The sequence below is a fragment of the Pseudomonas sp. Irchel s3a10 genome, from assembly GCF_900187525.1.
Taxonomy (GTDB): domain Bacteria; phylum Pseudomonadota; class Gammaproteobacteria; order Pseudomonadales; family Pseudomonadaceae; genus Aquipseudomonas; species Aquipseudomonas koreensis_G.
This window is the reverse complement of sequence record NZ_FYDR01000021.1, coordinates 1-10,878: the sequence shown is the minus strand read 5'-3', so window position 1 is coordinate 10,878 and position 10,878 is coordinate 1. Positions and strand designations below refer to the sequence as shown.

The 10,878-nt window shown below is 58.4% G+C and carries 11 protein-coding genes; 8 read left to right on the top strand and 3 right to left on the bottom strand.

What is annotated here, in order from left to right:
- Nucleotides 1-371 precede the first annotated feature (371 nt).
- The gene (tyrS, locus tag CKW11_RS27305; protein ID WP_095140147.1) at nt 372-1,571 is read right to left on the bottom strand and encodes a tyrosine--tRNA ligase; all 1,200 of its coding nucleotides are present in this window, start codon (nt 1,569-1,571) and stop codon (nt 372-374) included.
- 212 nt (nt 1,572-1,783) lie between these two features.
- Here tyrS and CKW11_RS27300 point away from each other — a divergent pair, with 212 nt between their 5' ends.
- Nucleotides 1,784-3,208, top strand: coding sequence for a peptidoglycan DD-metalloendopeptidase family protein (locus tag CKW11_RS27300; RefSeq protein WP_095140146.1), 1,425 nt, complete (start codon nt 1,784-1,786; stop codon nt 3,206-3,208).
- 3 nt (nt 3,209-3,211) lie between these two features.
- Entirely contained in the window at nt 3,212-4,303 is a 1,092-nt protein-coding gene (locus CKW11_RS27295; RefSeq protein WP_095140145.1) for an anhydro-N-acetylmuramic acid kinase, read from the top strand.
- Between the two features lie 75 nt (nt 4,304-4,378).
- Here the strand turns inward: CKW11_RS27295 and erpA are convergent, their stop codons facing one another.
- Both erpA and argC read right to left on the bottom strand, forming a co-directional pair.
- Nucleotides 4,379-4,729: an iron-sulfur cluster insertion protein ErpA gene (gene erpA / locus CKW11_RS27290; protein ID WP_003228776.1), complete on the bottom strand. Its 351-nt coding sequence runs from the start codon at nt 4,727-4,729 to the stop codon at nt 4,379-4,381.
- A 168-nt stretch (nt 4,730-4,897) separates the two neighbouring features.
- Entirely contained in the window at nt 4,898-5,932 is a 1,035-nt protein-coding gene (argC, locus tag CKW11_RS27285) for an N-acetyl-gamma-glutamyl-phosphate reductase (RefSeq protein ID WP_047296942.1), read from the bottom strand.
- Nucleotides 5,933-6,067: 135 nt separating this feature from the next.
- Between argC and hemJ the strand changes: the two genes are divergently transcribed.
- The 6 genes from hemJ (at nt 6,068) to coq7 (ending at nt 10,638) form a co-directional block, all read left to right on the top strand.
- The gene (hemJ, locus tag CKW11_RS27280) at nt 6,068-6,496 is read left to right on the top strand and encodes a protoporphyrinogen oxidase HemJ (RefSeq protein ID WP_027610742.1); all 429 of its coding nucleotides are present in this window, start codon (nt 6,068-6,070) and stop codon (nt 6,494-6,496) included.
- 35 nt (nt 6,497-6,531) lie between these two features.
- A complete protein-coding gene (locus CKW11_RS27275) occupies nt 6,532-7,500 on the top strand; it encodes a nitronate monooxygenase family protein (RefSeq protein WP_095140144.1) in 969 nt (322 codons plus the stop codon).
- 79 nt (nt 7,501-7,579) lie between these two features.
- A complete protein-coding gene (locus tag CKW11_RS27270; protein WP_095140143.1) occupies nt 7,580-8,527 on the top strand; it encodes a DUF805 domain-containing protein in 948 nt (315 codons plus the stop codon).
- Nucleotides 8,528-8,588: 61 nt separating this feature from the next.
- Nucleotides 8,589-9,377: an SDR family oxidoreductase gene (locus CKW11_RS27265; RefSeq protein WP_027610739.1), complete on the top strand. Its 789-nt coding sequence runs from the start codon at nt 8,589-8,591 to the stop codon at nt 9,375-9,377.
- A gap of 80 nt (nt 9,378-9,457) precedes the next feature.
- Nucleotides 9,458-9,796 carry a histidine triad nucleotide-binding protein gene (locus CKW11_RS27260; RefSeq protein WP_003228789.1) on the top strand — a complete coding sequence of 113 codons (339 nt, stop codon included), beginning with the start codon at nt 9,458-9,460 and terminating at the stop codon, nt 9,794-9,796.
- A gap of 194 nt (nt 9,797-9,990) precedes the next feature.
- On the top strand, nt 9,991-10,638 hold the full coding sequence (coq7, locus tag CKW11_RS27255; protein WP_027610738.1) for a 2-polyprenyl-3-methyl-6-methoxy-1,4-benzoquinone monooxygenase: 648 nt from the start codon (nt 9,991-9,993) through the stop codon (nt 10,636-10,638).
- Nucleotides 10,639-10,878: the final 240 nt, after the last annotated feature.

Genomic DNA, 10,878 nt, shown 5'->3' with positions numbered 1-10,878 from the left:
ACCCACACGAATTGCTTGATTCAGTTGTTAAAGAGCGGTTGGTTAAGATCTTTCGTCTCAACCGAGGCGCGCATTCTACAGCAGCCTCATTTGCTGTCAAGTGATTATTTTCAGAAGTTTTCGAAGAATTCTTCAACAACTTCAACCACTTGCGCTTCCGATCTCTCGTCAGCGGGAGGCGAATTCTACAGCGTTACACGCTGCTGTCAACACCTCTTTTTCAACTTCCTTTTGGCTTCGATGAACTGAAGCAACTTGCTGTCGAAAACTGCATAACTCATTGAATCTCAAGGAGTTTTCCGTTTCGACTGCACCGGAAGTGGGGCGAATTATAGACATCTAAAATTCGCCGTCAACCCTTATTTGAAATTTTATTCAGATTTCAGTGTGATGCGAGCAAATGCCTTCTTGCCGGCCTGGCAGACGTGAGTCGCACCCAGTACATATATAAAGGAGCGATCAACTACCTCACCATCCACACGCACGCCACCGGAAGCCAACAGATCACGCGCCGCCGCCGAGTTCTTCACCAGGCCTGCCTTATTAAGGACGGCGGCAATCGGCATATCCTCAGCAGAAGCCAACTCGATCTCCGGCAGATCATCCGGTAGCTCGCCATCCTTCATACGGTTTCCGGCAGCGCGATGAGCATTGGCCGCAGCCTCCTCACCATGAAAGCGCGCAACAATCTCTTCCGCCAACTTGATCTTGATGTCGCGCGGGTTAGCTCCAGCCTCAACATCTGCACGGAAGGCATTGATCTCATCCATCGAACGGAAGCTGAGCAGCTCAAAGTAACGCCACATCAGCGCATCCGGAATAGAAACCAACTTGCCGTACATGACACCCGGCGCTTCCTGGATACCAACGTAATTGCCCAACGACTTGGACATCTTCTTCACGCCATCCAGACCTTCGAGCAACGGCATGGTCAGAATGCATTGAGCTTCCTGGCCATACCCACGCTGCAGCTCACGCCCCATCAGCAGGTTGAACTTCTGATCGGTACCGCCCAACTCAACATCCGCGCGCAGAGCAACCGAGTCATATCCCTGAACCAGCGGATAGAGAAACTCGTGAATTGCGATCGGCTGGTTGGTGGTGTAACGCTTGTCGAAGTCATCACGCTCAAGCATGCGAGCGACAGTGTATTGCGAAGTCAGCCGAATGAAGTCCGCCGGCCCCATCTGATCCATCCAGGTGGAGTTGAACGCAACTTCGGTCTTCGCCGGATCAAGAATCTTGAACACTTGAGTCTTGTACGTCTCGGCGTTTTCCAGAACCTGCTCGCGAGTCAAAGGAGGACGAGTTGCACTCTTGCCGCTTGGATCACCGATCATCCCGGTGAAGTCACCAATAAGGAAGATCACCTGATGCCCCAATTCCTGGAACTGGCGCAGCTTATTAATAAGCACGGTGTGACCCAAGTGCAGATCCGGGGCGGTTGGATCGAAACCAGCCTTGATACGCAGCGGCTGGCCGCGCTTGAGCTTCTCGATCAGCTCGGACTCGACCAATAATTCTTCCGCACCACGTTTAATCAGCGCTAGCTGCTCTTCAACCGACTTCATAACAGACCCGCAAGGCTCAGATTCAAAGGGAACCAACCATACAAGATCGTGCACCAATTACAAGTTTTGCCCGGCGCACGGACACCAATCTGCAGACTGGGTGTCTGTAGACTTGCTTCGGGGATGATTTGGTTATATTTTATACAGTTATTTCATCTTCATCATGTCATTCATCTTTTCCAATTCATCTTTTTTCAAAGTCAAAATTACTTATGACCACTGAACCGTCTAAAGCGCCACCGCTTTACCCGAAGACCCACCTGCTCGCCGCAAGTGGAATCGCCGCCCTTCTCAGCCTGGCGCTCCTGGTATTTCCTTCCAGTGATGTTGAAGCCAAAAAGACAACCCTGAGCCTTGAACTGGAAAGTCCTGCTGAACAACTGACACAAGATCAAGACGCTGCTGACGCGGTTCAAGCCACAAATGAGCCAGTAGCCTCACCTTTCGCCCAGATCGAAAACAGCACCGAAGACACTCCGAAAACCGCTGAGGCCGAACCTGCGCCAGCCCCAGTCGCCGAGAAACCAAAAGCGCCAGGACACCGCGAAGTTGTAGTCTCCAAGGGCGATACACTCTCTACACTGTTCGAGAAAGTCGGTCTGCCAGCCGCTGCCGTGCACGAAGTTCTGGCCAGCGACAAACAGGCCAAACAGTTCAGCCAGCTCAAGCACGGCCAGAAGCTGGAGTTCGAATTGAACCCGGAAGGCCAACTGACCAGCCTGCACAGCAAGGTCAGCGACGTCGAAACCATTACCCTGACCAAGAACGACAAGGGCTACGCATTCAACCGCGTAACAGCCAAGCCAACCGTTCGCACTGCTTACGTGCACGGCGTGATCAATAGCTCCCTGTCACAATCCGCTGCCCGCGCAGGACTGTCTCATAGCCTGACCATGGACATGGCCAGCGTCTTCGGCTACGACGTCGACTTCGCTCAGGACATCCGTCAGGGCGACGAATTCGACGTGATCTACGAGCAGAAAGTGGTCAACGGCAAGGCCGTTGGCACCGGCCCGATTCTGTCTGCGCGCTTCACCAACCGCGGCAAGACCTACACCGCCGTGCGTTACACCAACAAACAAGGCAACAGCAGCTACTACACTGCCGATGGCAACAGCATGCGCAAAGCGTTCATCCGTACCCCGGTGGACTTCGCCCGCATCAGCTCGAAATTCTCCATGGGCCGCAAACACCCGATCCTCAACAAGATCCGCGCCCACAAAGGTGTCGATTACGCGGCCCCACGCGGTACGCCGATCAAGGCTGCCGGCGACGGTAAAGTGCTGCTGGCCGGTCGCCGCGGTGGCTACGGCAACACGGTGATCATCCAGCACGGCAACACCTACCGCACGCTGTATGGTCACATGCAGGGCTTCGCCAAAGGCGTGAAAACCGGCGGCAACGTCAAGCAGGGCCAGGTGATCGGCTACATTGGTACCACCGGCCTGTCCACCGGACCGCACTTGCACTATGAGTTCCAGGTCAACGGTGTTCACGTCGACCCACTGGGCCAGAAGCTGCCGATGGCAGATCCGATCGCCAAGTCCGAGCGCGCACGCTTCCTTGCGCAGAGCCAGCCGTTGATGGCGCGCATGGATCAAGAGAAGGCCACCATGCTGGCTTCGAGCAAGCGCTAAGCCATGGCTCTTTATATCGGCGTGATGTCCGGCACCAGTCTCGATGGGCTGGACATCGCCCTGATCGAGCAGACCTCGGCGATCAAACTGATCGCCACGCATTACATCCCCATGCCTGAATCCCTGCGCGCCGAGCTGCTTGGCTTGTGCGCCAGTGGCCCCGACGAGATCGCCCGCTCGGCGATCGCCCAGCAGCACTGGGTAAAACTAGCGGCCCAGGGCATCCATACCCTCCTCGATCAGCAGCAGCTGAAGCCTGAAGCCATTCGAGCAATCGGCAGTCATGGCCAGACCATTCGTCATGAGCCCGCTCGTGGCTTCACTGTGCAAATCGGCAATCCCGCACTCCTGACAGAGCTGACCGGCATCACCGTGATCAGCGATTTCCGCAGCCGCGATGTGGCAGCTGGCGGCCAAGGCGCCCCACTGGTGCCAGCCTTCCATGAAGCTTTGTTCGAAGAGCGTAGCGGCAACCGTGCAGTCTTGAATGTCGGCGGTTTCAGCAATCTGAGTCTGATAGAGCCGACCCGGCCTGTAGCCGGTTTCGACTGCGGCCCTGGGAATGTGCTGATGGATGCCTGGATTCATCAGCAACGCGGCGAGAACTACGATCGCAACGGCCAGTGGGCAGCCACCGGCACGGTCGAGCCAGTCTTGCTGAAAGCTCTGCTGGGCGACCCGTTCTTCGTGACCAAAGGCCCGAAGAGCACAGGCCGGGAAGTGTTCAACCTGCCGTGGCTGGAGCACCTTCTCTCAAGTTTGCCGAGCTTCGCTGCTGAAAACGTTCAGGCAACGCTGCTCGAACTGACGGCGCTGACCATCGTCGAGTCGCTGCAAAGCGCTCAATCCGATACTCGGGAAATGCTGGTCTGCGGCGGCGGCGCTCACAACGCTACGCTGATGAAACGTCTTGCCGAGCTGCTGCCAAACGCTACCGTCGCCAGCACCGCGACTCACGGTGTCGATCCGGACTGGGTCGAGGCAATGGCCTTCGCCTGGCTTGCTCATTGCTGCCTAGAAGGCATTGCCGCCAATCGCCCGAGTGTCACCGGCGCCAAAGGCCTGCGGGTACTCGGCGCCATCTATCCCAACTGAATAAAACGCCCGCAACAAAAAACGCCGCAGAACCGTAAGGCTCTGCGGCGTTTTGTTGTGTGCAGCGAGGTGCGATCAGATCGAGAACGAAGAGCCGCAACCACAGGTCGTGGTGGCGTTCGGGTTCTTGATCACGAAGCGCGAACCTTCCAGACCTTCCTGATAGTCCACTTCGGCACCCGCCAGGTACTGGAAACTCATCGGATCAACCACCAGACTCACGCCTTCGCGTTCGACGATGGTGTCGTCCTCGGCCACATCTTCATCGAAGGTGAAGCCGTACTGAAACCCCGAACAACCGCCGCCCGTAACGAATACGCGCAGCTTCAAGCGATCATTCCCCTCTTCATCGACCAGGCTCTTCACCTTGTGCGCAGCACCTTGAGTGAATTGCAAAGCCGTGGGGGTGAAGGATTCGACGCTCATGCTGACTATCTCCCGGCGTTACGCCGCCATAATGCGTGATGACGCGCATTATCCGCTTGTCCTAGAAAATCGGTCAACTATTGTTACGGTATATCAATAAACCCGACCAACTGCCCAGAATGCAAAAAGGCCCGTTTGACGGGCCTTTTTGCCGTGTTGCCGAAAGTGTTACGGCAGCATGCCGGCGTGGGACAGGCCGAAGCGCTCATCCAGCCCGAACAGGATATTCATGTTCTGCACCGCCTGACCCGACGCGCCTTTGACCAGGTTGTCGATCACCGACAGCACCACCACCAGATCACCATCCTGCGGACGATGCACAGCGATGCGGCAGACGTTGGCGCCACGCACGCTGCGAGTTTCCGGATGGCTGCCGGCCGGCATCACGTCGACGAACGGCTCGTTGGCATAACGCTTTTCGAACAGTGCCTGCAGATCCACCGAACGATCGACCACGGTCGCGTAGAGCGTGGAATGAATGCCACGGATCATCGGAGTCAGGTGCGGGACGAACGTCAAACCGACATCCTTACCGGCAGCGCGACGCAGACCCTGGCGAATTTCCGGCAGATGACGGTGACCTTTCACCGCGTAAGCCTTCATGCTTTCCGACGTTTCGGAGTACAGCGAGCCTACAGAAGCACCGCGACCGGCACCGCTGACGCCGGATTTGCAGTCGGCGATCAGACGCGAAGTGTCAGCCAGACCCGCTTCAAGCAGCGGCAGGAAACCCAACTGCGTAGCGGTTGGATAGCAGCCCGGCACGGCGATCAGACGTGCCTTCTTGATCTGCTCGCGATTGACTTCCGGCAGACCATAGACCGCCTCGTCCAGCAATTCCGGCGCACCGTGTGGCTGGCCATACCACTTGGCCCATTCTTCAGCGTCCTGCAGACGGAAGTCCGCGGACAGGTCGATGACCTTGGTGCCCGCAGCCAGCAGTTCACCGGCCAACGCATGAGCAACGCCGTGCGGGGTGGCGAAGAACACCACATCGCAAGCCCCCAGGGTTTTGATGTCCGGCACGCTGAACGCCAGACCGTCGTAGTGACCGCGCAGGTTCGGGTACATGTCAGCCACGGCCAGACCGGCCTCGGATCGGGAAGTGATCACCACCACTTCTGCCTGCGGATGCTGTGCCAACAGACGCAGCAGTTCGACACCGGTGTAACCCGTGCCGCCGACGATACCGACCTTGACCATAAACCTGCCCTCAACGAACCCACTGGAAAGCCGTCGATAATAGGGGCCACGCGCCCCTGCGACAACCATCAAGGTGACGTGCGGACGCTCAAGCCTCTACTATCCCGGCTACCGTGAACCTGGGAATAACTAAAAATGCTCTATCTATGGATCAAAGCGTTTCACATCGTCAGCGTCGTCTGCTGGTTTGCCGGGCTGTTCTACTTGCCGCGGCTGTTCGTTTATCACGCGCAAAGTGAAGACGCGATCAGCAAGGAACGCTTCAGCCTCATGGAGCGCAAACTGTATCGCGGCATCATGGGCCCGGCGATGATCGCCACGCTGATTTTCGGCGGCTGGCTGATCTACCTCAATCCGGGCATCTTCAGCATGGGCGGCTGGATTCACGCCAAGCTGACCCTGGTGGTCTTGCTGATCGGCTACCACCACATGTGCGGCGCGCAGGTAAAACGCTTCGCCCGTGGCGAGAACACCCGCAGCCATGTCTTTTATCGCTGGTTCAATGAAGTGCCGGTTCTGATATTGCTGGCTATCGTAATTCTGGTCGTGGTCAAGCCGTTCTAATTTCATAACAGGCATCACACCTCGGGGGATTTCCAATGTCGCTGCCCGCTTTGCTCGAACAACGTCTGCGCTTGCCGGTAGTGGCGGCGCCGATGTTCCTGATCTCCAACCCGGAGCTGGTGCTCGCCTGCTGCCGTAACGGCGTGGTTGGCAGTTTTCCGGCGCTGAACCAGCGTGAAAGCAGCGGCTTCAAGGCCTGGCTGGAGCAGATTGAAGCGGGCCTGGCGACATTGGACGACCCCGCGCCGTATGCGGTGAACCTGATCGTGCACAACAGCAATCCGCGCTTGCAGGCGGATCTGAATATCTGCGTCGAGCACAAGGTGCCGATTGTCATCACCAGCCTCGGCGCGGTGAAGGAACTGGTCGATGCCGTGCACAGCTATGGCGGCCTGGTATTCCACGACGTGACCACGCGCCGGCATGCCGAGAAAGCCGCCGAAGCCGGAGTCGACGGCTTGATCGCGGTCGCGGCGGGCGCCGGGGGTCATGCCGGCACCTGGAGCCCATTTGCACTGATCGCCGAGATCCGTGAATTCTTCGATAAAACCCTGTTGCTTGCCGGATGTCTTAACCACGGCCATGAGATTTTGGCCGCGCAGCTGCTCGGCGCGGATCTGGCCTACTTCGGTACGCGATTTATCGGCACCACCGAAAGTCATGCGCCTGACGCCTATAAGGACATGCTGCTGACGGCCAAGGCGGCGGACATCATTCATACTCCTGCAGTCTCCGGAGTACCGGCCAGCTTCATGCGCCAAAGCCTGGAGGCGGCGGGTTTTGACATGGCGGCGCTGCAAGGCAAGGGCGAAGTCAATTTCGGTGACAAACTCAAACCGATCAACGACGAAGCCAAGGCCTGGAAGACCGTGTGGTCAGCCGGCCAGGGCGTAGGCCAGATTGGCGACCTGCCGAGTGTGGATCAGTTGATCGCCCGGCTCGATGCGGAATATCGTCAGGCGCTGGAACGCGCGGCGCAGTTGCCGAAACGCTGGCCGCGCTGAGAAAAATCAGGCCAGTCATCCACCGACTGGCCTTACACTTGCTGACCTTCAATTCACTCGCGACAAGGATGCCTCGGCTATGAGCGAACCTCGTTACAAGATCGTTTTCGACGGTGCTCTACAGCCCGGTGTCGATCTCACCACCGCCAAGCTCAATCTGGCGGCCCTGTTCAAAAGCGATGTTGCCGCCATCGAACGCCTGTTCAACGGCAGCACCGTCGCCCTCAAACGCGACCTGACCCACAGCGATGCGCAGACCTATCTGCAAGCACTGAGCAAGACCGGGATCGATGCGCGGATCGAGGCGGAGACGGCAATCGAGCTGAATCTGGAGGACGTGCACGAACATCAACCCGCTCTTGCCGAACCAGTCTCGCCCTACGCACCACCGCGCGCCAACGTTGGCGAGAACCTGCCAGCCTTTGCCGAGCTCAAACCCTTCAGCGTCGAGGGCCGGATCGGACGCCTGCGGTTTCTGGCCTGGACCATGGTGCTGAGCCTGGTGACCCTGCCGATCGTGGCGATATTTGCATTTATCGGTCTGGGGCTGGTCAGTGGCGACTCCACCACCGGCCTGATCATCGGCGGGCTATTCGCGTTCTTCCTGTTCCTCGGCTTCATCATTGTCAGCATTCTGTTCAGCGTGCAGCGCCTGCACGACATCGGCTGGTCTGGCTGGCTCTGGCTGCTGAACCTGGTACCGTTCGTGGGCAGCTTCTTCCCGCTGGTGATCATGGTCGTGCCGGGCAACACCGGGGCCAATCGCTACGGCCCGCCGCCGCCGCCCAACAGCACCGCGGTCAAAGTGCTGTGCTCGTTGTGGATCGTGTTCTTCGCCCTGGTATTTGCCGGCGGCATGCTCGGCGGTATCTCGGCGATTCAGCAGGAATACGAAAGCAACCTTGAGAGCAGCTACGAAAGCGGCTCGGTCACCACCGATGAAGTCGAGGTCGAGACTGAACCGGCGAATTCCGTGGACGATGCAGCCGAAGCGGCCCCGGCCCCTGTAGACTCTGCGAAAGAATGAACAACGCTCCCCGCCGTGACACCTGCGTCGCTGGCGCGGAGCTGTTGCGATGGAGAATTGCATGACCCGTTACGCTCTGATCACCGGCGCCTCCAGCGGCATCGGCCTGGCCATGGCTGAAGCTCTGGCCAGGCGCGGCCGCAGCCTGATTCTGGTGGCCCGCCAGCGTGATCAGCTGGAAAGTATCGCGATCGAACTGACCCAGCGCTTTGGCGTGGAGGTGTTGTTCCGCGCCTGCGATCTGGGCGAGCCATTGCGCTTGTCCGGCTTCCTGCTGGAACTGGAAGAAGGCGACCGGCAGATTGATCTGCTGGTCAATTGCGCCGGCATCGGCACCTGCGGCCCGTTCCTCGCCCAAGACTGGATGACCGAGCAGGATCTGATTGAAGTCAACATCCTCGCCCTCACCCGCCTGTGCCACGCCATCGGCAACAGCATGGCGCTGCAGGGCGGCGGGCAGATCCTCAACGTCGCCTCGGTGGCGGCGTTCAATCCCGGCCCGTGGATGAGCACTTACTACGCCAGCAAGGCTTACGTTCTGCACTTCTCCGAAGCGCTGAGGGTTGAACTGAAACAGAGCGCGGTCAAAGTCTCGGTACTTTGCCCCGGCCCGACCCGCACCGCTTTTTTCCGCACCGCGCAGCTCAATAGCGACAAACTCAAGGACAGCAAACTGCTGATGAGTCCCGAGGAAGTCGCGCTGTACACCGTGCGTGCGCTGGAGAAAAACCGCGCCATCATCATTCCGGGACGGCGCAACCGCTGGCTGGCCTTCCTGCCACGCCTCGGCTCGCGCTGGCTCAATCGCACCATCGTCGGCATGGTCAACAAGGCTTACTGCCCGCGCTGAACTGTCCTACGGCAAAACACTGGGCGGGGTCATTTCCCATGAGTACACTCAGGCCAGCCCCCACAACGGAGAAAACAGCAGTGGATACTCTGTTCACCAAGATCATCAACCGGGAGATCCCGGCCAAGATCATTTACGAGGACGACCAGGTTCTGGCGTTCCACGACATCGCACCTCAGGCACCGGTGCATTTTCTGGTGATCCCGAAGAAACCGGTACGCACCCTCAACGACCTGACCGAAGACGACAAGGCATTGGCCGGGCACATTCTGTTCACTGCCCAGCGTCTGGCGCTGGAGCTGGGCTGCGAGGAAGGCTTCCGGGTGGTGATGAACTGCAATGAAAAAGGTGGGCAGACCGTCTATCACATTCATATGCATGTACTCGGTCAGCGTCAGATGAACTGGCCGCCGGGCTGATTCAGCGGAAACCCTGTGGGAGCGGGCTTGCTCGCGAAAGCGGATTGTCTGGCACTGATATTTTGAATGTGCCGACGTCTTCGCGAGCAACCCCGCTCCCACAAAAAGCATGACTGCGTGGCAAATGACCCAGCGCAAACCTTCCCCGGCCGATTCGGTTAAACTGGCGGTCGAGATTTTTCCCGGAGGTCAGCATGACTACCCAACGTCACTACTCGCCGATTGACCGTCTTCTGCTGCAAGCCGACGCCGCGATGCGCACGCTGCTGCCTTTCAGCGGCCAGCCGTACCGTCCGTCGCCAGCCATTGTGCAGCCGGATGTGCAAATGAGCGACGAAGACACCCGCCACGTCGCCGGCCTGATGCGCATCAACCACACCGGTGAGGTCTGCGCCCAGGCGCTGTACCAGGGCCAGGCGCTGACCGCCAAGTTGCCGCAGGTGCGTGCAGCCATGGAGCACGCCGCCGAAGAGGAAATCGACCATCTGGTGTGGTGCGAACAGCGCATCCATCAACTGGGCAGCCATACCAGTGTGCTCAATCCGCTGTTCTACGGCATGTCGTTCGGTATTGGTGCCGTGGCCGGCCTGATCAGTGACAAGGTCAGCCTTGGCTTCGTCGCGGCCACCGAGCATCAGGTGTGCAAGCACCTGAACGAGCACCTGGAACAATTGCCGGCCGAGGACGAGAAGTCCCGGGCGATTCTGGAACAGATGCGCATTGATGAAGAGCATCATGCAGAGAGCGCACTGGATGCGGGCGGTTTCCGTTTTCCGGCGCCGGTGAAGTTCGGGATGAGTCTGTTGGCGAAGGTGATGACCAAGAGTACTTATCGGATCTGAGATCTGTATTGCCACAAAGGGCCTCTTCGCGAGCAAGCCCGCTCCCACAGGGTTCTGTTTTTCGGTAATAAAAAAGGCGACTACCGCACGGTAGTCGCCTTTTTTGTGTCCGGTGTCCCGTCCTGAATAAGGTTTACACCTTCTGATCTGTTTTTCAGGAGGACGTAATGGAATCAGCAAAAAGGCGTAGTCAGCGAGACTACACGCTGACCTTTAAATTGTCGGTCGTCGATCAGGTCG

What these genes read in the sequence shown, in the direction of transcription:
- tyrS (WP_095140147.1), bottom strand. Translation starts at nt 1,571, where the DNA reads ATGAAGTCGGTTGAAGAGCAGCTAGCGCTGATTAAACGTGGTGCGGAA.
- CKW11_RS27300 (WP_095140146.1), top strand. Translation starts at nt 1,784, where the DNA reads ATGACCACTGAACCGTCTAAAGCGCCACCGCTTTACCCGAAGACCCAC.
- CKW11_RS27295 (WP_095140145.1), top strand. Translation starts at nt 3,212, where the DNA reads ATGGCTCTTTATATCGGCGTGATGTCCGGCACCAGTCTCGATGGGCTG.
- erpA (WP_003228776.1), bottom strand. Translation starts at nt 4,729, where the DNA reads ATGAGCGTCGAATCCTTCACCCCCACGGCTTTGCAATTCACTCAAGGT.
- argC (WP_047296942.1), bottom strand. Translation starts at nt 5,932, where the DNA reads ATGGTCAAGGTCGGTATCGTCGGCGGCACGGGTTACACCGGTGTCGAA.
- hemJ (WP_027610742.1), top strand. Translation starts at nt 6,068, where the DNA reads ATGCTCTATCTATGGATCAAAGCGTTTCACATCGTCAGCGTCGTCTGC.
- CKW11_RS27275 (WP_095140144.1), top strand. Translation starts at nt 6,532, where the DNA reads ATGTCGCTGCCCGCTTTGCTCGAACAACGTCTGCGCTTGCCGGTAGTG.
- CKW11_RS27270 (WP_095140143.1), top strand. Translation starts at nt 7,580, where the DNA reads ATGAGCGAACCTCGTTACAAGATCGTTTTCGACGGTGCTCTACAGCCC.
- CKW11_RS27265 (WP_027610739.1), top strand. Translation starts at nt 8,589, where the DNA reads ATGACCCGTTACGCTCTGATCACCGGCGCCTCCAGCGGCATCGGCCTG.
- coq7 (WP_027610738.1), top strand. Translation starts at nt 9,991, where the DNA reads ATGACTACCCAACGTCACTACTCGCCGATTGACCGTCTTCTGCTGCAA.